Annotated in this window: 18 protein-coding genes; 11 read left to right on the plus strand and 7 right to left on the minus strand. The window is 67.4% G+C overall.

Going from position 1 to position 23,094, the window contains the following annotated elements:
* Positions 1-109 precede the first annotated feature (109 nt).
* The 3 genes from GTP77_RS05915 to GTP77_RS05925 all read left to right on the plus strand — a co-directional run bounded on the left by GTP77_RS05915 (position 110) and on the right by GTP77_RS05925 (position 3,986).
* Entirely contained in the window at positions 110-1,048 is a 939-nt protein-coding gene (locus GTP77_RS05915) for a GGDEF domain-containing protein (protein ID WP_161071253.1), read from the plus strand.
* A complete protein-coding gene (locus GTP77_RS05920; protein WP_371869329.1) occupies positions 1,045-2,079 on the plus strand; it encodes an AraC family transcriptional regulator in 1,035 nt (344 codons plus the stop codon). Before GTP77_RS05915 ends, GTP77_RS05920 begins: the two co-directional genes overlap by 4 nt.
* A 62-nt stretch (positions 2,080-2,141) precedes the next feature.
* Positions 2,142-3,986 carry a sensor histidine kinase gene (locus tag GTP77_RS05925; RefSeq protein WP_161071254.1) on the plus strand — a complete coding sequence of 615 codons (1,845 nt, stop codon included), beginning with the start codon at positions 2,142-2,144 and terminating at the stop codon, positions 3,984-3,986.
* On the opposite strand, the gene GTP77_RS05930 is transcribed toward GTP77_RS05925, so the two are convergent.
* The gene (locus tag GTP77_RS05930; protein ID WP_161071255.1) at positions 3,976-5,253 is read right to left on the minus strand and encodes a heme oxygenase-like domain-containing protein; all 1,278 of its coding nucleotides are present in this window, start codon (positions 5,251-5,253) and stop codon (positions 3,976-3,978) included. The genes GTP77_RS05925 and GTP77_RS05930 overlap by 11 nt on opposite strands.
* 199 nt (positions 5,254-5,452) lie before the next feature.
* Here GTP77_RS05930 and GTP77_RS05935 point away from each other — a divergent pair, with 199 nt between their 5' ends.
* The 4 genes from GTP77_RS05935 to GTP77_RS05950 are packed head-to-tail and all read left to right on the plus strand — an operon-like array spanning position 5,453 to position 10,626.
* A complete protein-coding gene (locus GTP77_RS05935) occupies positions 5,453-5,812 on the plus strand; it encodes an STAS domain-containing protein (protein WP_161071256.1) in 360 nt (119 codons plus the stop codon).
* Positions 5,809-6,774: an MBL fold metallo-hydrolase gene (locus GTP77_RS05940; RefSeq protein WP_161071257.1), complete on the plus strand. Its 966-nt coding sequence runs from the start codon at positions 5,809-5,811 to the stop codon at positions 6,772-6,774. Before GTP77_RS05935 ends, GTP77_RS05940 begins: the two co-directional genes overlap by 4 nt.
* Positions 6,775-6,795: 21 nt before the next feature.
* Positions 6,796-8,925, plus strand: a complete 2,130-nt coding sequence (locus GTP77_RS05945) for a CHASE2 domain-containing protein (RefSeq protein WP_161071336.1) — start codon at positions 6,796-6,798, stop codon at positions 8,923-8,925.
* Between the two features lie 30 nt (positions 8,926-8,955).
* Positions 8,956-10,626, plus strand: a complete 1,671-nt coding sequence (locus GTP77_RS05950; protein WP_161071258.1) for an alkaline phosphatase family protein — start codon at positions 8,956-8,958, stop codon at positions 10,624-10,626.
* A gap of 103 nt (positions 10,627-10,729) precedes the next feature.
* On the opposite strand, the gene GTP77_RS05955 is transcribed toward GTP77_RS05950, so the two are convergent.
* Together GTP77_RS05955 and GTP77_RS05960 are read right to left on the minus strand one after the other, a co-directional pair.
* A complete protein-coding gene (locus GTP77_RS05955) occupies positions 10,730-11,323 on the minus strand; it encodes an OmpA family protein (protein WP_161071259.1) in 594 nt (197 codons plus the stop codon).
* Positions 11,323-11,802: a FecR family protein gene (locus GTP77_RS05960; RefSeq protein ID WP_161071260.1), complete on the minus strand. Its 480-nt coding sequence runs from the start codon at positions 11,800-11,802 to the stop codon at positions 11,323-11,325. Before GTP77_RS05960 ends, GTP77_RS05955 begins: the two co-directional genes overlap by 1 nt.
* A 39-nt stretch (positions 11,803-11,841) precedes the next feature.
* On the opposite strand from GTP77_RS05960, the gene GTP77_RS05965 reads away from it, so the two are divergent.
* Positions 11,842-12,291, plus strand: a complete 450-nt coding sequence (locus GTP77_RS05965) for an ATP-binding protein (protein WP_161071261.1) — start codon at positions 11,842-11,844, stop codon at positions 12,289-12,291.
* Positions 12,292-12,304: 13 nt separating this feature from the next.
* Here GTP77_RS05965 and GTP77_RS05970 read toward each other — a convergent pair whose 3' ends face one another.
* Positions 12,305-13,786 carry a methyl-accepting chemotaxis protein gene (locus GTP77_RS05970; RefSeq protein WP_161071262.1) on the minus strand — a complete coding sequence of 494 codons (1,482 nt, stop codon included), beginning with the start codon at positions 13,784-13,786 and terminating at the stop codon, positions 12,305-12,307.
* A 121-nt stretch (positions 13,787-13,907) separates the two neighbouring features.
* Positions 13,908-16,226: a diguanylate cyclase domain-containing protein gene (locus tag GTP77_RS05975; protein ID WP_161071263.1), complete on the minus strand. Its 2,319-nt coding sequence runs from the start codon at positions 16,224-16,226 to the stop codon at positions 13,908-13,910.
* A gap of 200 nt (positions 16,227-16,426) precedes the next feature.
* Between GTP77_RS05975 and GTP77_RS05980 the strand changes: the two genes are divergently transcribed.
* The 3 genes from GTP77_RS05980 to GTP77_RS05990 are packed head-to-tail and all read left to right on the plus strand — an operon-like array spanning position 16,427 to position 21,018.
* Positions 16,427-19,159: a polysaccharide deacetylase family protein gene (locus GTP77_RS05980; RefSeq protein WP_161071264.1), complete on the plus strand. Its 2,733-nt coding sequence runs from the start codon at positions 16,427-16,429 to the stop codon at positions 19,157-19,159.
* On the plus strand, positions 19,159-19,821 hold the full coding sequence (locus GTP77_RS05985; RefSeq protein WP_161071337.1) for an HAD family hydrolase: 663 nt from the start codon (positions 19,159-19,161) through the stop codon (positions 19,819-19,821). The genes GTP77_RS05980 and GTP77_RS05985 overlap by 1 nt, the downstream gene beginning before the upstream one ends.
* Positions 19,822-19,824: 3 nt before the next feature.
* Complete coding sequence (locus GTP77_RS05990; RefSeq protein ID WP_161071265.1) at positions 19,825-21,018, plus strand: glycosyltransferase; 1,194 nt, start codon at positions 19,825-19,827, stop codon at positions 21,016-21,018.
* Positions 21,019-21,020: 2 nt separating this feature from the next.
* Here GTP77_RS05990 and GTP77_RS05995 read toward each other — a convergent pair whose 3' ends face one another.
* On the minus strand, positions 21,021-21,923 hold the full coding sequence (locus GTP77_RS05995; RefSeq protein ID WP_161071266.1) for a coiled-coil domain-containing protein: 903 nt from the start codon (positions 21,921-21,923) through the stop codon (positions 21,021-21,023).
* 76 nt (positions 21,924-21,999) lie between these two features.
* The gene (locus GTP77_RS06000) at positions 22,000-23,070 is read right to left on the minus strand and encodes a flavodoxin family protein (RefSeq protein ID WP_161071267.1); all 1,071 of its coding nucleotides are present in this window, start codon (positions 23,068-23,070) and stop codon (positions 22,000-22,002) included.
* Positions 23,071-23,094: the final 24 nt, after the last annotated feature.

Here is a 23,094-nt window from a genome sequence, read left to right on the forward strand (position 1 = left end):
ATATGTCGCTTCTGTTACAAAGAGGGGGCGGCGAGTGAGCCGTTTGCACCTCCCCCTTGTGTGACGAGGCTGTCACACTGCGGTCACATCGCGCGGCTATGCTGCCGCGATGCTAAAACTGCACCGTCCCTATCTGATCCTGTCGGCCCTTGGCCTGCTGCTGTTCCCCATGCTTTACGCCAGCCTGGGCGTGGCCAAGCCACTGTCGCACTGGAAGTGGCTGGATATCTTCTGCGAGGGCGGCACCGCCGCCATGGCGGGTATCTGGCTGCTGATTACCCTGAGCAGCAGGCCGGGCGGCCTGGTCACGCGCCTGCTGGCGCTGGGGCTGGCGGCCATCATGCTGGGTTCATGGGCGGACTGCCTGGACGAGTTTTTCCACATCGCCAAGGACCAGGTGTGGGACAACTGGCTGGAGGCGCTGATGCCGCTGGGGATGCTGACGCTGACGGCCGGCCTGTATTACTGGCGCCAGGAGCAGTTCAACCTGAACGAGCACTTGCAGAAGCGCGAACGCCTGTTCCGCGACCACCGCGCTTTCGACCGGGTGACGCAGCTGGCCGGCGCGGACTATCTGCGCGCGCAGATAAGGCTTGAGCACGAGCGCGCGCCCGGCACGGCCTGTGCGCTGGTGCTGCTGGATATAGACGGCTTCCATAAAATCAACCGCGAACTGGGGCAGCGCGAGGGCGACCGGGTACTGCAGGCGGTGGGCCATATGCTGCTGCTCAACCTGCGCAATGAAGACCTGCTGTGCCGCTACGCGGGGGACCGCTACGCCATCCTGCTGCCGGGGATGGGACAGGCCGAGGCGCAGGAACTGGCCGAGCATGTGTGCGCCATGGTGGGCAGCATGCGGCATTCGGCGCCGGGCGGGCGGGTCCGGGTCGGCCTGCGGCACGCCTGCACGATGGCCGAAGGCAATCCCGAGGCGCTGCTGGCCGAACTGGGCAAGGCGGTCGACCTGGCGTCCGCGCAGGCAAGCGGCAAGGACGGCGAGGCGGACCGCATGCACGCCGACGTGCGGCGCAAGCCGGCGATGGCGTGATCCACCCCGACGATGGCGCGGTCGCATATCACGGCGCCGGCGACGCGGTAATCCCTGCGCGGCACCAGCCCTGGCTGGTCCTGGACTACGCGGCGAGCCGCGACGCCGCCTTGCCTGCCTTGTGGCGGGGAACCGGGCTTGCTGGCCCCGAGCCGCCGCCCGAAGACCTGCAGCTGGCGCCGCAGCAGTACCTGCAACTGCTGCAAAACGCGGCCCGCGTGCTGGACAGCGCGGACACCGCCTTCATGCTGGGCCAGCACATGCTGCCGGGCCAGTACGGCGCGGCCAGCGCGGCGCTGCTGGCGTCGGGCAGCCTGCGCGAGGCGCTGGAGACGCTTGCGGGCAGCCAGCGCGCGCTCTCGCCGCTGCTGTGCCCACGCTTCCGGCAGGAAGGGGAACTGGCGGCACTGTACTGGACCGACTGTTATGGCGCGCCCAGCCAGCTAGCCTTCCTGGCCGAGATGCATATGACCGCGCTGGCGTCGATGTGCCGCTGGCTGAGCGGCGAGCGGCTGCCGTGGCGCTTCTGCTTCAACCGCACCCGCCCGCGCTACACGGAACAGCATGAAGTACACCTTGGCGCCGACCTGCGCTTCGACTGCCATCTGGACGCCATGCTGATCGACAGCGCCTGGCTGGACCGCCCGTGGCCCGCGACGGCAGCACCGGCGGCCCCGCCTGCAAGCCCGGCTTCAGCAACGCCCCCCAGCCTGCTGACCGCGCTTTATGACTACCTGCTGGCCCGTGTACGCACCGCGCCCACGCTGGAGCAGACGGCGGCGGACTTCGCGGTCAGCCCGGCCACGCTGAAACGCCACCTGGCGCGCCACAACACCCATTTCCAGGCCGAGCTGGACCAGGTGCGCACCCACGTCGCGCTCTACCTGTTCCAGACCCGCCGCGCCGACAACGAGGACGTGGCCCGCCACCTCGGCTTCCACGACGCCACCAACTTCCGCCGCTCCTTCAAGCGCTGGACCGGCCAGACGCCTGGGCTGCTGCGCGCATCCCTGCTGGGCGCCGCACGATAATCATCTCTGCGGCTGGGCTGCATTGTTATAGAATAGGCACCCACCCGAACCACGAAGCGGCGATGCGATTACGGACTCACTACTGGCTGCTTGCTATTTCCATCGTGCTGCCGGTGGCCGTGTTTTGCAGCATCGCCCTCGATATGCTGTTGACGGCACAGCGGGCCACGGCCATGCGGCATATCGAAGAAAGCGCGCGCTCCGCCGCGCTGGAGATCGACGCCGAAATCCGGCGCGCCCAGTCCGTACTGCGGGTGCTGGCGAATTCGCACTCGCTGGCCTCGGGCGATTTGCGCCGCTTCCACCAGGAGGCCAGCGCCGCCAACGCCGGCCACGGCGGCTGGATCATCCTCTACGAGCGCAGTGGCCAGCAACTGGTCAACACTCGTTTGCCGTTCGGCGGCCCGTTGCCCGTGCGGCCGGACCCCGGTGTGGTGGCGCAGCAGATCGATACCGGCAACGGCTTGGTGTCCGGCGTCAAATGGGGGCTGGACCTGAAACGCACTTTTGTCACCGTCGAACTGCCGGTGGTCACGGCCGCAGGCGACCGGCGCGTGATCGCGCAGGCATTTACGCCGTCCTACTTCGCGCAGAGTTTCAAGGGCCGCACCATACCACCGAGCTGGATGGGACGCGTGATCGACGGCAGCGGCGTGCTTATCGCGCAGGGCGGCGGAGTGGACGGGGTTTCCGGCATACGCATGCCTGCCGACCAGTTGGCGCGCCTGCACTCTGCGGCGGCCGGTACGCTGCGCCACGAGGCCGATTCCGGCACCGCCCTGGTTGCCTACTTTGTGCACTCGGCCTTGTCCGACTGGACGGTGATGGTGTCCGCCCCGGAGGAAGAGATTAACGCCGCCGTGGTGCAGGGCATGTCGGTGGCCATTGCTGGCTTTGTGCTCGCGCTGGGCATGGCCTTGTTGCTGGGCGTGTACACCGGGCGCCGGCTGGTGCGTTTTGTGTCCAGCGCATCGAAGGCGGCGCGCACGCTGGGCGGACCGAAGCCTGTGTCCGGCCTGCGGCATTCCAATATCGGCGAGATGGAAGCGCTGAACGACGCGATCCGCGACGCGGACATGCGGCTGCGGGCAGAGATGGAGACCCGCGCCAATGTGGAGCTGGAGCGCAACGAGCTGCTGGTGCGCGAACGGGCGGCGCGCGAGCACGCCGAGCGGCAGAACGCGGCCAAGGACGAATTCCTGGCGCTGCTGGGCCACGAGCTGCGCAATCCGCTGGCGGCCATCGTCAGCGCTGTGGCGGTACTGGACCACAGCGGCCAGGCGGGCATGCCGGCCCAGGCTGCGGATGCCGCGCGCGGCGTGCTGCGCAGGCAGTCCGCGCACCTGCGCTCGCTGGTGGATGACCTGCTGGAAGTCAACCGCGCGCTGATGGGCAAGCTGGCGCTGAACCGGCGCGAGCTGGACCTGGCGGACACCACGCGCGGCTGCCTGGAAACCCTGCAAACCGGCGGCCGGCTGGACAACCATAGCCTGGAATTGCGCGCCGCGCCGGCGCCGGTGTTTGCGGATGCAACCCGGCTGGCCCAGGTGATCGACAATATTTTGGACAATGCCCTCAAGTACAGTCCCGCCGGCACTGCCATCGAGGTTCAGGTGGCGCAGCAGGACGGCATGGCCGAACTGACCGTGCGCGACCAAGGCCTGGGGATTGCGCCCGAGCTGCTGCCGCATGTCTTCAATGCGTTTGTGCAGGGCGAGCAGACCTTGCAGCGCGCGCAGGGCGGGCTGGGCATCGGGCTGACGCTGGTGCGCCGCCTGGTGGAAATGCACGGCGGGACCATCAGTATCGCCAGCCCGGGGCGCGGACGGGGCACCAGCGTGGCGGTGCGGCTGCCGCTCCGGCCCGGGAATGGTTCCGAGCCGGAGTCCCGACCGCCTACAAATTGAACAGCTGCGTATAGATGCGCGCCGCCATCAGGCCGGCCGGGCTGTGCTGCAAGGCCGGGGCGAGCAGGCGCGATAGCGTGGCCATTGCTTCTTCCTTGCTGTCCGAGGCGGCCAGCCGCGCTTCCAGCAGGCGCAGTTCGCAGCCTATCGCTTCCCAGGCGTGTTCGTCGGCAGGGAAATGGTGGCGGATCACCGGCCGCTCGGCGCGTACGCGCTGCTGCGGCTCGGCTGCCAAGCCGTGCTCGCTGCTGCCCGCCTGCTCGGCGCGTCCGGCTTGCATGCCCGGCCCGGCTTGCGCGGCCTGGCCGGAGCGAGCGATGTGCGGGCCGTGATCGTCTCCGGCGGAGGCTTGCGGGGGCTGTGGGACGGGCGGCGGAGCGGCGCGGTCTGCAACGGCATCCGGCGGCAGGACCGGTTCGGCGCCCAGCGGCGCCATGGCGTCGGAGGCGGCGGGCAAGGGCAGGCGGGTGGCCAGCGCGTGCAGACGGTAGCCGTCGGCCACGCGGCGGTAGAACGCGGCCGGGTCGCCAACCCGCGCCATGATGCCGCGCAGGCTGAGCAACGCGGACGGCCCGCTGCCCGCCGCCACGCCGGCGGACGCAAAGGCATCCGCGTTCAGGCCCAGTTCTGCCAATTCGTGGCGCGCCACCAACAGATCCGTGCAAGGCTGCTGGCGGCCAAGGTTGTAGCCGATCAGTTCTGGCAGGAAATCCTCCCCGCTATGCGCCAGGGCCAGTTCCAGCGCTCCGCTGCGCCAGCGGTCCGGGGCCGCCGCGCCGCCGACCGGGCCGGCGTCCGCTGCGCCTGATCCCGAGGCCAGCAAATCGCGGTACAGCAGATAGCGGTTGCGGTCCGGCACACCGTGGCCCAGCTGCTCCAGATAGCTGGCGATCATGGGCTGGAAATCGACGTCGTCCCAGCGCTCCACCACGCCATACAGCGAGGCGCCGTCGGCCAGGCGGCCGGGAGCGGCTTCACGCAGGAAATGGCGTGCCTGCGCAATGGTGGCGAAATGGCGGCGCGGCGCACCGTACTCGCGCGCCACCTGGTAGCGGTGATAGGCGTCCGCCGCCGCCTGGGCATGGTGGCCGATCCACGCCGCCAGCTCATCGTAGCGCAAAGGCAACAGCGGCGGCTGGGCGGCCGCCGCGTTCAACTGGCTGCGCAAATAAGCGGCGGCATCGCCCACCGGCAGGGATTCGTTCGCCGAGGACAGCACGGCATAGATACGGGACGGTGTATCGGAGGAGGCAAGTTGACTCAGCATGAAGATCTCGCTCTGGCTAGAATTTTTCCAGTATGCAAAATTGTTGCGCCTGTGCGTAGCGGTGATATTCCCGCCACTCTGTAAGACTAGACTGACAATGGTAAAAAGTCATGTAAGGAAGCTATTTTCAGCGCGCCGGTGGTACACTTCCTGAGGGCAATCTATTCCCATACGCATACAAGCATAGCGAGGCAACATCATGGAACTCCGGCCTCTGGCAGCAGGCGGCGCGACCGTGCTGCGTCCGCAGGGACGCATCGACCACACCCATGCGGACGCATTCCAGCAGGCGCTCGCGCCGCATTTGCGCGATTGCATCGCGGGCGGCACCAGCCTGGTGATCGACATGGCGGACATCAGCTACATCAGCAGCATAGGCTTGCGCGCGCTGATGCTGGCGCTCAAGCAGGTCAAGCCGCAAGGCGGCCGGCTGGTGCTGGCCGGGCTTACGCCGCTGGTGCTGGAGGTGTTCAAGATCAGCCGCTTCGACCTGCTGTTCGAGATCTTCTCCGACCAGCAGGCCGCCGTCGCCGCGCTGACGGCCGGCCGCGCGGCATGAAAGCCCGCATCTGGGGCGCGCGCGGTTCGCTGCCGGTGGCGCTCACCCATACGCAAATCCGGGCCAAGCTGGTGGCCGCGCTGGAAGGCGCCATAGGCCGGGATCTGGACAACAGCGAAAAGATCGCCGGCTATGTCGACAGCCTGGGCTTCGACGTGCGCGGCACCTTCGGCGGCCACTCCAGCTGCGTCGAAGTGCAGGTATGGGATCCGGACAACTGCGCCGAACACGTGATACTGGACATGGGCAGCGGCGTGCGTCCGCTGGGCGGCGCCAAGCTGGCGCGCTACGGGCCGGGCAAGCCGCAGACCTACCATGTGTTCATGTCCCACCTGCACTGGGACCACATCATGGGCTTCCCCTTTTTCACGCCCGCCTACATCCCCGGCAACCGCATCATTATTTACGGCTGCCACGCGCAGCTGGAGACCGCGTTCCGCCGCCAGCAGGAGTCCATCAGCTTCCCGGTGAGCTTCGACCAGCTGGGCGCGAAGATCGAGTTCCGCCAGCTGGAGCCGGGCGTACCCATCGAAATCAACGGCCTGCGCATCACCGCCAAGCTGCAGCTGCACGCGGGCGACTCCTACGGCTACCGCCTGGAGCACGGCGGCCGCACGCTGATCTACACCACCGATTCCGAGCACAAGCTGGAGGACAGCGCCGCGCGCCAGGGCTTTGTCGACTTCTTCCGCAACGCCGACCTGGTGATCTTCGACGCCATGTACTCGCTGGCCGACTCCATTTCCGTCAAAGCCGACTGGGGCCATTCCAGCAACGTGGTGGGCGTGGAGCTGTGCCAGCTGGCGGGCGCGCGCCAGCTATGCCTGTTCCACCACGAGCCCATCTACGACGACGCGCAGATCGCGCGCGTGCTGGCGGAAACCCGGCGCTTCGCCGAGCTGACCGGCGAGGCGCCGCTGGACGTGGTTGCCGCCTACGACGGCATGGAAATTGAACTCTAGGGCGCCGCGCCCGTGGCCGCCATGCGCCGCTTCCTGAAGCGGCTGGCCATCGGCCTGCGCGTGCGCGGGCGGCCGCTGGCGCTGGCCCTGGCGCTGATCTTCGCCTGTTTCCTGGCGGTCCCCGGCGACGGCCTGTTGCCCGGTTTGCGGCTGGCCTTGTTCGACGGCTACCAGCGCGCCATGCCGCGCGAACGCCTTTCCGGCCCGGTGGAAATCGTGGCCATCGACGAAGCGTCGCTCAAGCGCTACGGCCAGTGGCCCTGGCCGCGCACCCGGCTGGCCGAGCTGATCGACCGGATGAACGCGCAGCGGCCGCTGGCGATCGGCCTCGACATTTTTATGCCCGAAGCGGACACCAGTTCGCCGGAAGCCCTGGCCGCGCGCCTGCCGGACGGCGAGGCGGCGCTGAAGGCCAGCCTGCTCAAGCTGCCCGGCTACGACGACGTGCTGGCCGCGTCCATCCAGCGCGCGCCGGTGGTGCTGGGCGCCGCCGGTTTCGACGTGCCCACGCCGGGCGCCACAGCGGCGCTGCGCACCTGGCCGGTGGTGACGCGGGGCGGCGAGCCGCAGCGCCATCTGCGCAATTTCCCGCTGGCGCTGGGCAGCCTGCCCGCGCTGCAGGCGGCGGCCAGCGGGCAAGGCCTGCTGTCGGCGGACCTGGAGCACGGCGTGGTGCGGCGTGTGCCGCTGGTGGCGCGCATAGGCGGGGCCGTGCTGCCTTCGCTGTCCGTGGAAATGCTGCGCGTGGCCACGCGCGCGCCGGCGGTCCGGCTGGAACTGGGGCCGGAAGGCGCGCGCAGCGTGAACCTGGGCGACCTGCACGTGCCCAGCCAGCCGTCCGGCACGGTGTGGGTGCATTTCTCGCGCCCCGCGCCGGAGCGCTATATTTCAGCCAGCGAGCTGCTGGACGGCAGCGCGCCGCCGGACTTCCTGAACAACAAACTGGTCATCGTCGCGCTGACCGGCCTGGGCCTGATGGACTACAAGACCAACGCGCGCGGCGACTTCATGCCGGGCGTGGACGTGCACGCGCAGCTGATCGAAAGCTTCTTCGACGGCCGCTTCCTGCTGCGCCCGGACCACATGCGCTGGGCCGAGTCGGGCGCGCTGCTGGCGTGCAGCCTGTTGCTGGTGTGGATGCTGCCGCGCCTGCGGCTGCGCTTCGCCGCGCTGGCCTGGGCGGCGCTGTCGCTGCTGCTGTTCGGCGGCGGCGCGTTGCTGTTCGCGCGCGCAGGGCTGCTGTTCGACGCGCTGGCGGTGTGGCTGGCCATGAGCCTGACCAGCGTGAGCCTGCTGGCCAGCCTGTTCGTCAGCGAGAAGGCCGCGCACCGGCGCAGCGACGCGGCCCTGCAGCTGGCGCGCGAGGGCGCGGCCAAGGCGGCCGGCGAACTGGGCGCGGCGCGCCGCATCCAGATGGCCAGCCTGCCGCAGGCGGCCAGCGTGTTCCCGGCCGAGACGCGTTTCGCCGTGGCGGCGCTGCTCGAACCGGCGCGCGAGGTGGGCGGCGACCTGTACGACTTCTTTATGCTGGACAAGGAGCACCTGTTGTTCCTGATCGGAGACGTGTCCGGCAAGGGGCTGCCGGCCAGCCTGTTCATGGTGGTGGCCAAGGCGCTGTCCAAGAGCATCGCGCTGCGCGAAACGGCCGCCGTGCCGGACCCTGGCGCCATCCTGAACCGCGCCAATCGGGAGCTGCTGCGGGAAAATCCTGAAATGCTGTTCGTGACCGCGATTGCGGGCATCCTGCACGCGGGCAGCGGTGAGCTGGTGCTGTGCAACGCCGGGCATGACGCGCCGCGCGTGCTGCGCGCAGGCGGCGCGCTGGAACGCCTCCAGGCTGCCGACGGCCCGCCGCTGTGCGTGATCGACAACTTCGAGTACCCGGTGCAGCGCTATCGCCTGGCGCCGGGCGATACCCTGTGCCTGGTCACCGACGGCATCCCGGAAGCGATGGACGAGGGCGGCAAGCAGTACGGCATGGAGCGGATGGATGCCTTGCTGGCCGGCGCGGGCGGCATGCCGCCGCAAGGGCTGGTGGACGCCATGCGAGAAGACGTGCGCAGCCATGTCGGCAGCGTGGAGCCGTGGGACGACATCACGGTGCTGGTGGTGCGCTGGCATGGTCATCATCCTGAAACATTGGCCGTATAACATCGCGCGCTAGTTCACCATCGAGCCACCATGATCCATAAATTTTCGCATTCTATTTTCGTAGCCGCCGCCCTGGCCGCTGCATTCCAGGCCCAAGCGGCTGCACCAACCGCCGCGCCGGCCCAGCCCAAGCTGGTCGTCGTCCTGGTGGTGGACGGCCTGCCCAACGAGCAAGTGCTGCGTTACCGCGACCAGTTCGGCCAGGGCGGTTTCCGCCGCCTGCTGGAGCAGGGCGCCTGGTTCAGCAACGCGCACCAGGCCCATGGCATCACCGTAACGGCCGTGGGCCACGCGGCGGTGCTGTCCGGCGCCTATCCCTACCAGCATGGCGTCATCGCCAACAATTGGATTGATGCAGCCACCGGCGAGCAGGTATATTGCACGGACGACGCGTCCTATTCCTACATCGGCGAAGAAACCAAGCGCCTGGACGGCACCTCGCCCGCGCGCCTGCGTGTGAGCACGCTGGGCGACGAGCTGCGCTACGCCAGCGGCAACCGCGCCAAAGTGGTGACCGTGTCCGGCAAAGACCGTGGCGCGATTCTGCTGGCGGGCAAAACCGGCACGGCCTATATGTACATGGACAAGACCGGCAACTTCGCCAGTTCGACTTACTATATGGCGCAGCATCCGGAGTGGGTGCAGCGCTACCAGGCGGGCAAGCCGCAGAACCGCTACTACGGCAAGAACTGGAATCTGCTGCTGCCCGAATCCGCCTACGCAAACGACATGCCCGACCCGGCTCCGGTGGTGGGCGGCGCGCGCAACGGCTTCCCATTCTCGTACTACAGCGAAAGCGGCGAGCTGGACAGCGGCTACTACGCACGCCTGCGTACAGGTCCCTACCTGGACGAGCTGACACTGGAGTTCGCGCGCGCCGCCGTGGAAGGCGAAAACCTGGGCAGGAACGCGGCGGGCGTGCCCGACCTGCTGGGTGTGAGCCTGTCCTCGCACGACTACGTCAACCACGCCTACGGCCCGGAAAGCCGCATGTCGCACGACCACCTGCAGCGCCTGGACCGCATGATCGCCGGTTTCTTCAGCTATCTCGACAAGCGCATCGGCATGGATAACGTGATGGTGGTGCTGACCGCAGACCACGGCTTCGCCAACACGGCCGAGTTCTCGCAAGGCCGCCGCGTGGAAGCGCAGCGCATCGACGGCAACAAGTTGATGCAAGGCCTGGATGCGCAGCTGGCCAAGGTGTTCGGCGTGGAAAAACTGGTGGTCGGCTCCGCCAAGGGCAATGTACTGCCGAATATCTATCTGGACCACGGTCTGATGGAAAAGAACAAGCTCAAGCCGGACGATGTGGAGAAAGCCGCCGCCGCGTGGCTGGAAGCGCAGCCGGGCGTGAACGAAGTGTACCGCCGCCAGCAGATCGAAAACGGCGGCGCCAACGGCACCCGCCAGTCGCTGCTGATGCGCCGCGCCTTCAACCACCAGGCCTCGGGCGACCTGATCCTGGTGCACAAGCCGTTCTGGTACGTGGGATCCGGCACGTCCGGCACCACCCACGGCTCGCCATACGCCTACGACACCAACGTGCCGTTGATGGTGATGGGCAAGCAGTGGATCAAGCCGGGCGCTTACGGCCAATACGCGGAAGTGGTGGACATTGCGCCGACGCTGGCGCACCTGCTGCGCGTGCGTCCGCCCGCCGGCGCCGAAGGCCGCGTGCTGACCGAAACGCTGCGTTAATGCACTGGCGGGTTACGGCTCCGCCTAACCCGCCCTACGGCCTGCGGCGTCGATGTTTCGTAGGGCGGGTTAGCGGGCCTTGCCCGCGTAACCCGCCAGGCGGCTAGCGTACCCGCACCTCCACGCGCCGGTTTGCCTGTTCCGCCTTTCCGTCCGCAGTCTGCACCGCCAGCTCGCGCTCGCCGCGTCCGGACACGGCGATGGCGTCGGCCGGCACGCCGCCTTCCACCAGCCAGCGCTTGACCGACTCGGCCCGCTTCAGCGACAGCGCGTCGTTGAACGCCATGGTATCCACCCGGTCGGTATGGCCGATCACGAGCGCCTCGGCGGCGGGCCGCGCCGCCAGTTCCGCCTTGATCTGCGGCAGGCGCGCGGCGGACTCCGGCACCAGGGTGTCGCCGCCCGTTTCAAAGAACAGCATGAACACCGCCGCGCGCTGCGGCAGGGCGGCAAGCTGCTCGCGGTAGCGCTGCTGGATATCGGCCGGGTTGCCCGCGCCCACCAGCAGCACGGCCGCGCCGTCCACGGCGGCGCTCTGGTAAGGCTGGTCCAGCAGGGCTTCGCCTTTGGACGAGGTCACCACCACGGCGCTGGCCCGCCCGTCCTGGCTGGGCAGCAGCGTGATGCGCTCCTTAGGCCCGCTGCCATGCTGCGACAGCGCGGCCACCAGGCAGACTATCCACAGTAGCGCGGCCATTATTGGCCGGCTCCGTCGCCCACCTCGATCACGAACTCAGTGCCGCGCACGGCCAGCACGGTGCTGGGCGTGGAAAATTTCACCGCCTTGGGCGACTGCTTGGACAGTTTGCCGGAAATGACGGCCAGCGTGCCGCGCCGCACCGAAGCGTCCAGTTCCCCTTCGTGGGTGGTGGCGTTGAAGGCGAACTTCTGCAGGGCCAGCGTGGTGTTGGGACCGAGCGCCAGCAAGGTCTCGTCGCGCAGGGTGATGCCCGCGCTGCCGTCGGTGCCGGTGATGACGGAGTCGCTGGCCAGCACGGCCGCACCGACCGGCGCGCCCATCTTCTTGCCTTCGCGCTCTATGCTGACGCTGCCTTTGGCGGTCTTGATCATGCCGGCCGGCTCGGCGGCCTGGGCGGGCAGGGCGGTAGCAAACAGCACTGGCAGTACCGGCGCCAGCAGCATGGCCGCGACAGTCCGCAGGTTTATTGTGCGCATGATGCCCTCCATCACTAGACATTCCGATAATATGCTTGAATGGAGGAAAAGGAAACCAATTCTGCCGCTGGCGGTTGTGAAATTGGCACGCGCTTTGAGGCCAGGCTGGCGTGCGTCCCAGCCGCCACGGCATGCCTTGTTGCAGGCATGCACGCCGCCGGCGCGCCGCCCGAAGCGGTGCTGCGCGCCGAGCTGATATTGGAGGAACTGGTGCGCAACACCATCCTGCACGGTTACCGGGGCGACAGCGGCCAGCCACTCTGGATCGCGCCGGATGCCGGCGGTTTCTGCTACACCGACGCGGCCCCGGCCTTCAATCCGCTGGCCGACGGCCCGTCCGGAATTGCGCCCGATCCGGCCAAACCCGTGGCGGACCAGCACGTGGGCGGCGCAGGCCTGCCTTTGATACGCCAGCTTTCATCCAGCATTGCTTATGAACGGGTAGCCGGATGCAATCGGCTGCGCGTGGCTGTATCGGCCAGCGCCTGAGGGCCGGCGCCGCTCAGAACTTGGTGAATTGCGACTCGTCCAGTCCGGCCGCGCCGGGCGCCAGGCCGGCCGGCTGCACGGCGCTGCGGTGCGCGCGCGGCTTGCCGGATTTGACCGAGCGCACATTGGAACGGTCCGGCTGGCCGTCGATGGCGTAGCGTTTGAACAGGGCCATCAGCTGCGCCAGGTGGTCGGCCTGGGTATTCATTTCTTCCGACGTGGCGGCCAGTTCCTCCGAGCTGGCGGCGTTGGTCTGGGTGGCCTGGCTGAGCTGCACCACGGCCGAATTGATCTGGCCCACGCCGGCGGACTGCTCCTCGGAGGCGGCGGCGATCTCCTGCACCAGGTCCGAGGTGCGGCGGATATTGGGCACCATGGCTTCCAGCAGCACGCCGGCCTGTTCGGCCAGCTCCACGCTGTTGGCCGCCACTTCGCCTATCTCCTGCGCCGCCACCTGGCTGCGCTCGGCCAGCTTGCGCACCTCGGCGGCCACCACCGCAAAGCCTTTGCCGTGCTCGTGCGCGCGGGCCGCCTCGATGGCGGCGTTCAGGGCCAGCAGATTGGTCTGGTAGGCGATGTCGTCGATGATGCTGACTTTTTTCGCGATCTGGCGCATGGCCGCCGCCGTGGCTTTCACCACCTCGCCGCCCTTGGCCGCTTCCTGCGCCGCCTTGGTGGCGATGCCGTCGGTGACGCGGGCGTTCTCGGCGTTCTGGGAGATGGAGGCCGTCATCTGTTCGATGGAGGCGCTGGTTTCCTCCACGCTGGCGGCCTGTTCGCTGGACGCCTGCGACAGCGACTGCGCCGTGGCGCTGACTTCGCCGGAGGCGCTGGCCAGCACGGCGGCTACCTGCTGGATGTCGCGCACGATGCTGCTCAGGCTGCGCGAGATCCACACCGCCAGCCCGCAGCCCAGTACCGCGATCACCACCGCGAAGCCCAGGATCACGCGCTTGGCTTGCTGGGCTATGTCGCTCATCTCGTCGGACTCGGCCTTGGTCTCGGCGGCGTTGACCTCGCGCAGCCGGGCGCTGGCGCCGGTAATGGCGGCGTCCGCGCCTTTCACCGCCTTGTCCAGTTCGGCCACCGTGGCGCCTTTTTCGCGCAGCGCTTCCAGGTGCGCCATCTGCACGCTGTACTCCTTGGTTGCCGCGAGGATGTCATTGAGCAGGGTCTGCTCCTCCCGCGTGAGGTCGGTGCCGGACAGGTAGCCGTTGACGGCCTTGTCGATCTCGGCGATCTCCGCCCGGAACTTGCCTGCGTAGTCGCCGCCGCGCAGCACATAGTTCTTGAAGTTGTGAGTGGCGCGGCCGTGCGACGCCACGATGGCCATGACGGCGTCCTTGCGCGCCAGCGTCACCGTTTCAATGCTGTTCCAGTGGCCGTGCAACGAGGTCAGGCTGGCGAAGGCCGTCAAGCCCAGCAGGATGACCAGTATCACGATGCCGCCCAGCCCTACGTGCAGCCGGGTTTCCATTTTCATGTGCTTGAACATGCTTCCTCCTGATGGCGCGTGCCGGTGGGATCATTGTGACGCGTTCCGGAGGTACAAATATCACCAATTCTCACAGTGGCAGAATTACGTCACATTTTTACATTCGGCCACGGCGGGACCGTCACACCGCCTGCGCGTCCACCACGTAGCAGTCGCGCCCGTTGCGCTTGGCGGCGTACAGGGCGTGGTCGGCGCGCGCGATCAGGCCCGATTGCGTGTCGTTGTCGCTGCCGCCGTCAAACAGCGCCAGGCCCACGCTGGTGGTCACTTGCATGGCTGCACCAGCCACGGTGAAGGGATCGCGCACGGTGGCCACGATCTTGGCCGCAAGCTGGGCCGCTTCGCCCACCTCGTCCACGTTCTCGAACACGATAATGAACTCGTCGCCGGCCAGGCGGGCCACCAGGTCGACCGCGCGCACCGCGCCGGTCAGGCGGCCGGCGAACTCCTTCAGCACCTCGTCGCCGGCGCCGTGGCCCAGGCTGTCGTTGATGGTCTTGAAGTTGTCGATATCCAGATAGGCCAGCGCCATGCGGCGGCCCAGACGCTGGCTGCGCGCCATGGCCTGCTGCAGCACTTCCTCGAACTTGCGGCGGTTGGCAATGCCGGTCAGCGGGTCGATGCGCGCCAGTTCGATCAGCTGCTGCTCGACCGCCTTGATGTGGCTCATGTCGCGCGTCAGCGAGTACACGCCGGCCACGCTGCCGTCGGCGCGCTGGTCGGGCACGAAGGTGGTTTCCAGCGTGCGCAGGTCGCCGTGCAGGCGCGCGCGGTGCTCGAAGCTCACGTGCACGCCGCTGAAGGCCTGCTCCAGGTGGGGCAGCGTCTTGGCAAAGGCGGTGGCGCCCATCACGTCCGCCAGCGGCCGGGCCACCAGGCTGGCAGGTTCCAGGCCCATCCAGTGCTTGAAGGTGGCGTTGCCAAAACGCAGCAGGTACTCGCGGTCGATATAGGCCACCAGCGCGGGCAGGTGGTCGGTGATGAGGCGCAGGCGCTTTTCACTGGCAGCCTGGGTCAGCTCGGCATTGCGGCGCTCGGTGATGTCCATCGACATCAGGTAGAAGCCCTGCACGGTGCCGTCGGCGTCCATGTCCGGCACCAGGTCCACCATCAGATGCAGCATGCGGCCCATTTCCAGGCTGTCGCGCTCCTCGTGCACGCGCTCGCCGCGCAGTGCAGCATCGATGCGGTCTTTCCAGTGCGCGTACACATCTGCGCCAAACACTTCGCTGATGGTCTTGCCCAGCATGGCGGCCGGGTCCACGCCCAGCAGTTGCTGATAGTGCTCGTTGGTGAAGCGGTAGCGCAGGTCGCAGTCGATATAGGCCACCAGCGCCGGCATATTGTCGGCGATCATGCGGCTGCGGCGTTCGCTGGCCAGCACGCGGTCCTGCGTGACGGCGCGCTCTGCGGTGAGCTGGTAGAACGCCTCGCCCAGTTCGCCGATCTCGTCCTTGCGCATGGAGCGCAGCGAGGCGATGTCGCCGCCGCCCTGGCGCAGCGTGGCCACCCGGCTGTGCAGGCGCTGCAGCGGCGCCAGCAGGCGGTGGATGACCAGCCAGGCCAGCAGCCCGGCCACCGCCGCGAACACGCTGGCGGCGAAGATGGCTTGCCGGCGCAGCTCGATCAGCGGCGCGAAGGCCTCGTCGGTGGGAAAGCGCGCGGCGACTATCCAGCTGGTGGTTTTCAGGCGTTTGTAGGAGTAGATGCCTTCGCTGCCGTCCTTGTTCCTGGCCTCGGTCCAGCCCTCAAAACCATTCAGCGCCATTTCCGTTGCGCGGTTGTGGCCGGGGCGTTCGTTAATATGGTGCAGCAGGCGTTCCTGCGTGGGGTGGTGGATCAGGATGCCGCCGGCCGTCATGATGAACATGAAGCCGGTCTTGCCGGGTTTGAGCGCGTTGATGGGGCCGAAAAAGTCGGACTGCTGCAAATCGATGCTGGCGGCGATCACGTAGGCCACTTCGCCTTGCTGGTCGAGCACCGGCTGGGTCATGACCACGATGGGGCGGCCGGACAGCCGGCTCATCAGCGGCGCGGAGATCAGCCCCTTGCGCTGGCGGATGGTCTGGTCGAAGTAGGGGCGGCCGGTGGCGTCCACGCTGGGCTCCTTGGAGTCCGAGCGCAGCGTGGCCACCATCCTGCCTTTGCGGTCGAACGCCACCACATTGTAGAACTCGGCGCTCACCGCAGGCCGCGCCAGCAGCAGGGCCTGCAGCGCGGACGGATCGCTTTGGGCGCCGGGCGGCAGGCCCTCGGGCAGGGTGGAGAGCAGGGCGCGCTTGGTTTCCAGCTGCTCGTCGACGTAGGCGGCTGCGCTGGACAGCACCGCGTATTGCTGGGAGCCGATGACGGCCTTCATGTCGCGCTCGGCCAGCATCAGGGCCAGGATGGTGACGATCGTGGTGGCAGCCAGCACCAACAGGATGACTACCGCGGTCATCCGGGATTTAAGGGTGCGTGGCAGGAAGCCGGTTGTGGCCATGTGTCGTAGCAAATCGTTCGGTAGCGTGGAGTATTGCACACCCGGCCCCGGCTAGCTATGGATTTAGCAAGGCTGTGCACGCCGCAGGATTGCCAGTTTTGCAAAAAGCCGCGCATGCCATACAATTGCTGCACTGCATCTAAATCAGGTCATGCCCCGTGATTTCCAAGCCCAAGCTGTTGGCCCTTGTTGCCGCCGCCTCCCTGTCCGCCGCCGGCGCAGGGTATTTCTACACCCACCGCGCGCAGCCCGCGCCGGCTGAGGGGACGGCTTCCAGCGCCCCCGGGCTTGGCGGCACCGCCACCGCGCAGTCCCAGCAGCAGGCCATCGCGGGCCAGCTTGGCGAGGTGCTGGCCGCCTACCGCAAGACCATCGTGCTGCTGGCCGACGAAAAATCGCTGGGCGAGGGGGAAAAGGCCCAGGCCAACCGTGTGGGGCAGGGGCTGTTCCATGACAACCAGCTGCGCATCGCCCGCGCGGACGAGGCGCTGGCGGCGCTGGCAGCCTCGCCGGACAGCGGCCGCTTCGCGTCCCTGGGCGCGCTGCTGGACTATATCGAGGCCGACCCCGGCCTGTACGACGCCGACCGCCTGGCCTTCCGCGAGCTGCTGCAAGCGCTGCGCGGCCATGTGGCCAAGGACGGCTCGCTGCCCGCCATCAAGCTGCACAAGCGCATTTCGGAGGATATGGACGCGCTGGCCGAGATCGAGCGCAATTACGACCAGGAGATCAAACAGATATTCGGCCGCTTCGAGGCGCGCGGCATAGAACTGAAGCGTGAACGCTGGGAAGACTACGTGGCGCGGCTGAAGAAGCTGTACAGCCGCGAGCAGATCCTCAAGGAATACGGCGTGGTGCTGCCATATCCAACGCCCCCGGCGCCGCCTGCGGCAGCCGCTTCCGCCGCCGGTGCCGAAGACGGCGAAATCTTCGGCAAGTCCCTGCCCAAAAAGACCGTGGTACTGACCTTCGACGACGGTCCGCACAAGCGCTACAGCGAAGAGATCGCCGCCATCCTCAAGCAGTATGGCGCGCCGGCGGTCTTCTTTTCCGTGGGCCGCAACCTGGGCAGCGTGGACGCCTCGCACCAGGCCAAGCTTAACAGCGGCGCGGAAGTGAGCCGCAAGCTCAGCGCGGCGGGCTATACGCTGGCCAACCACAGCTACAGCCATGCCCAGCTGTCCAAGGAAAGCGGCGACAAGCTGCGCGCCGAAATCCTCGATACCGACCTGCTGCTGAAAGCGGTGGACGCCGGCCGCTCGCCGCTGTTCCGCTTCCCGTATGGCGCGCGCAACGGCGAGGGGCTGGCCGCGTTGCATAAAGCCGAGCTGAAATCGGTCATGTGGAATATCGATTCGCTGGACTGGGCCGATCCGGTGCCCGCTTCCATCGCGGGACGGGTGCTCCAAGCGCTGGAGAAAGAAGGGCGCGGCATTATCCTGTTCCACGATATCCATGAGCGCACCGTGAAAGCGCTGCCCGTCATCCTGGACCGGCTGGTGGCCGAGGGCTACCAGTTCGCAGGCTGGGACGGCAGCACCTTCAAGGTGGCGCAAGGCACGCCCGCGCAGGGCCAGGCCGCAGCGGCGCCGGTGTCCGCCGGGTATGGCAATTCCTGGGCCATCGTGATCGGCATCGACGACTACGCCAAATGGCCCAAGCTGCAATACGCGGTGCGCGACGCGCAGGGCGTGCGGCAGACCCTGATCGACAAGTTCGGCTTCGCCGCCGAGCGCGTGGTGACGCTGAAGAATGGCGAGGCGACCCGCGCCGGCATCCTGGGCGCCTTCCACGACAGGCTGGCGCATGGCGGCGTGCAGAAGAACGACCGCATCTTTGTGTTCTTCGCCGGCCACGGCGCCACCCGCAAGCTCAGCTCGGGACGCGACCTCGGCTATATCGTGCCGGTGGACGCGGCGCCGGACCAGCTGGCCACCGATGCGATTCCGATGACGGAAATCCAGAACATCGCGGAAAGCCTGAGCGCCAAGCACGTGCTGTTCGTGATGGACGCCTGCTACAGCGGCCTGGGCCTGACGCGCGGCGGCTCCTCGTCTTCCTTCCTGCGCGACAACGCCAAGCGTATCGGCCGCCAGATGCTGACGGCCGGCGGCGGCGACCAGCTGGTGGCGGACGGCGGCCCGAACGGCCACTCGGTGTTCACCTGGACGCTGCTGCAAGGCCTGGGCGGCAAGGCCGACCTGAACGGCGACGGCCTGATCACGGCGACCGAGCTGGCGGCCTATGTGGCGCCGGCGGTGGCGGGCGTGTCCAGCCAGACCCCGGCCTTCGGCAGCCTGCCGGGGTCGGAAGGCGGCGACTTCGTGTTCGAGCTGCCGGCCGAAACGGAGTTCCTGGGCGCGGCCACGGTGCAGCTCTCCAACGACGCCATCGCGCTCAATTCCAAGCTGGACGTCAGGCTGGACGCCAAGCCGGACGGCAAGCCCGACGCCACGCCGGCCGCCGTCACGGTCAAAGACCTGCACGGCAAGGAGCAGGCGATTACGCCGCCGCCCGCAGTGCCCATATCCGCGCGCCAGCTTGCGCAGCGCGCCAACGACAGGGGCTTGCAGCTCTACAAGGAGAAGCAGTACGCGGCGGCCGAGGCGCAGTTCACCGAAGCGCTCAAGCTGCGCGCCGACTTTGCGCTGGCGGCGAACAACCTCGGCTTTGTGTTCTACAAGCAGGAGCGCTATCCGGAGGCGGCGCGCTGGTTCGAGAACACCATCAAGATGGACCCGTCGCGCGCCATCGCCTACCTGAACCTGGGCGACGCCACCGCGCGCGCGGGCGACGCGAAACGGGCGCAGGGCGCTTACAAGACCTACCTTGAGCTGGCGCCGAACGGCAGCGGCGCGGCTTATGCACGGCAGCAGCTGGAGAAGCTGTGATGCGGCTGGAAGGCATCCTGTGGGACAACGACGGTGTGCTGGTCGATACCGAGCGGCTGTTCTACCAGTCCAACCGCGAGCTGTTCCTGCCTTTCGGCATAGACTTGTCCGAGCTGGACTTCTTCAACTGGTATCTGGCCGATAACTGCGGCGCCTGGCATCTGCTGGAGCACCTGGGCATGAGCGGGGAACGCATCGCCGAACTGCGCGAGGGCCGCAACCGGCGCTACTCGGAGCTGCTGCTGGGCGCGGCCGTGGCGCCGATAGCCGGCGTGGCGCAGCTGCTGTCCGCGCTGTCGCCACGGCTGGCGATGGGCGTCGTGACGAGCTCCATGGGCAGCCATTTCGAGCTGATCCATTCCAGGCTGGACTTGCTGCGCCACTTCCGCTTTGTGCTGACGGCTGAGCACTACGCCAACAGCAAGCCGTCACCGGAACCGTATTTGCTGGGGCTGCAAAAGCTGGGGCTGGCGCCGGAGCAGTGCGTGGTGGTGGAGGATTCGCCGCGCGGCTTGCAGGCAGCCAAGGCGGCCGGCCTGCGCTGCATCGTGCTGCGCAACGAGCTGACGCGCCATTACGATTTTCCAGGCGCCTGGCGCATCGCCGACGACGTGGGTGCGCTGCATGCCGAACTGGCGGCGCTGGCTGACGCGGAGCACTGAACCGTGGCGCGCTTCCATCTGTGCTGGGAACTCGGCGGTGGCCTGGGACATGCCGGGCGGCTCAAATTGCTGGCGGCGGCCTTGCTGGCGCGCGGGCACGAGGTAAGCGTCAGCCTGCGCGACGTGGCGCAGGCGCAGGGCATGTTCGCCGGACTGAACACGCCTGTGCTGCAGGCGCCGCTCTGGCTGCACCATGTGGTGGGCCTGCCGCCCGAGCACGGCAACCATGCAGAGATCCTGATGGCTGCGGGCTACTGGCAGCCCGCGCCGCTGGCGGGCGTGGTGGACGCCTGGCGCGGCATGTTCAGCCTGCTGCGGCCGGATGTGGTGGTGGCCGACTACGCGCCCACCGCGATACTGGCTGCGCGCAGCATGGGTGTGCGCAGTGCGTCGGTGGGATCGGCGTTCTCGATGCCTCCCGCCGCGCAGGCGCTGCCGCCGCTGCGCGGCTGGGAAAACATTCCCCCGCAGCGCCTGGCCGCCGCCGAAGCGCACGTTCTGCAAACCGCGAACGCCGTGCTGGCGCACCATCGAGCGCCCTTGCTTTCCTGGGCCGCCGATCTGCTTGCCGGCGATGCCCAGCTGCTTACGACCTGGCCGGAGCTTGACCACTACGACCGCGCGGCAGCTCCCGTCTGGCTCGGCCCGGCCTTCCTGCCCGCTGGCGGGGAGGAGCCGGTCTGGCCTGCAGGCGATGGCCCGAAAGTATTCGCCTATCTGAAAGCCGGCCACGCCAGCCATGCGGATGTGCTGCTGGCCCTGGCGCAGGAAGGCTGCCGCGTGCTGTGCTATTTGCCGGAGGTGGCCAACGGCAAGGCGCCGCCGGTCGCCGCGCCCAATGTGTCTTTCGCGCGTAGCCCGGTGGCGTTGCGGGCGGCGCTGGCCGACGCGCAGCTGTGCGTCACGCACGCCGGGGAAGCGACGCTGGCGCAAGCCATGCTGGCCGGCGTCCCCATGCTGATGCTGCCGATGCAGCTGGAACAGTTCCTCACCGCGCGCCGCATCGCCAGCGCCGGCATGGGCGTGAACGCCGCCATGCTGGCGCAGCCGGTGGGCTGGCGGGAGGTCGTCCGCCACATGCTGGCAACGCCCGGCTACTCGGCCGGTGCCCTGGCATTCGCCCAGCGCACGCGGGGCTATCGGGTCGACGCCATGGCCGCCCAGGTTACGGGGATACTGGAAGGCATGGCGGCTTAACCTTAGTACAAGTTAAGCGCTTTGCCGAGCATACCCACGGCGGTGACGCTCAGCGTCGCCAGGATGCCGAACATCCAGCGGATACTGGTGCGGAATTCCGATTCCGCCGCAATACGCCGGTCCACTTCTCTGTCCCAGCGGGCTTGGCGTTCTTGCTCATGACGTTCGCTTCTCGCTTCGACCAGTTCAAATGCGTGGCGAGCCCGCTCCTCTGCCTTCTCGCTTTCGCTGCGGGCCAGCTCCTCCGCTTTCTCATGTGCGATACGAGCCCGCTCCTCCGATTTCTCGCGTTCGCTGCGGGCCAGCTCCTCCGCTTTCTCATGTGCGATACGAGCCCGCTCCTCCGATTTCTCGCGTTCGCTGCGGGCCAGCACTTCCGCTCTCTCGCGTTCGCTACGGGCTAATTCAGCGGCATTTTCACGTTCCCGTTGCGCGATTTCCGCGGCCTTTTCGTGTTCGTTTTTAGCCAGTTCGAACGCTTTCCACCAGCGCTCGCTTGCCTCCTCGCTTTCACGGAGGTGCTTTTCGTGCTCTCGCCGCCAGAACTCTGCGGCCTGTTCCCGATCTTCCTGCAGCTTGGCCTCCCACCGCAATGATTCGGCTTGTCTGGCGGCCGCTTGCTCCTTGCTTTCCTGGCGCCACCTTTCTTCCATGCGTAGCGCTTCCGTTTGCCTGGCCTCGACAAATGCGGAAAACTCCTTGCGCCATTCCTGGCGGTAAGCTTCGAGCTGTCCCTGAAGTGCGCGCAGGCGTTCGTCGACGCGCTGAAAACCGTCATCCATGCGCTGCTGCAGCGTATGTATCAGTGCAACGACGTTTTCCATATTTGCCTCTAGCCGGACTATCCGTGCTTCATGACCATCTTCGGCAGCGCGATTGTGGTTGTCAAGCTGGGCTGGACTCATGGCTGGGCTCCAACGAGGATAACACCTCACTGTCGCTCAACTTCGTTGCACTGCTTTGCGGCCGCGCAAGGTCTCTTCACTTAGGCCGGGGCGGAACCAGGCCAGAATCCGGCCGCAGGGGCTCGCCGGCGCGGAGGAGGGTGATGGCGTTGGCAAGGGCTTTGGCCACGGTGCGTACTTCTTGCTGGAATTTGTCGGCCTCATCAAGCACCTCGTGGCTCGCGGCGTAAGATTCGTAATAGCCCAGGTAGCGGTCCAATTCGGCCTGCCCGCCCGCGCTTGCCAAGCCCATCCAGCTGAGCCAGTCCGACAGATTGCGGCGCAGGCTTTCGGCGCCGGCCACGTCGCCGTGCACCACCAGGCCGTAGGCCCGCCCGGCCAGGTGCTTGGGATAGTCCCAGCCTGCCTCTTCCAGCGCCTTCGCTTCTTCAGCCTTCTTTCCGTGTGTGCTGGTGGGGTCCGGATTGCCGCCGTCTGCGCATACCAGGCGGTCTATCATCAGCTTTAGTGGACTTGGCGCCTGATACCAGTACACAGGCGTCAGGATGATGACGCCGTGTGCGGCAACCCATTTTTCGTAGATATCCGCCATCCAGTCGCTGGTCTGGCGCGTGGCGTGGTTGGGGTAGCAGCTGCATGGCCAGTGGCACAAGGGCATGGCGGTGGAGACGCAGCCTTTGCAGGGATGGATGTGCAAGTCGTAGCTGGAAGTGAGCAGGCTCAGGTCCAGGATCTCTGTTTCGACCTGCTGCGATTCGAGCGTTTCGCGCGCCCATTGCGCCATGCGCCAGGTTTTTGAGACTTCGCCGGGGCAGGTGCCGTCGTTGCGCGCAGCCCCTATGATGAGCAGCGCCCGCGACGGCGAGAGCGGGTCTTTCTGTCGGCGCTCGGCAGCCTGCAGCCGTTCCCGCGCCGCAAGCCAGTCGACCGACAATTCGTAGTCCGGATCCGCATAGCCCGGGCCGGCCGCCCGCGTGACAGGCGCTTTGCGGTGTGCATGGTAGTTGGCCCAGGCGACTTCCTCGACCTGGTCCAGCGCCTCGCGCACGGCGCTGAAAGCGGGATCAAGAAAGGAGCGTCGGAATTGTAGATGGAACTCGCCGCGCTCCAGCGGTCTGGGCGCTTGCCCCTTGCGTATTTCGGTCATCGCGGCCTCCTTGAATGGGCATCA

Origin of the sequence: Pseudoduganella aquatica, assembly GCF_009857595.1 — a bacterium.
GTDB lineage: Bacteria > Pseudomonadota > Gammaproteobacteria > Burkholderiales > Burkholderiaceae_D > Rugamonas > Rugamonas aquatica_A.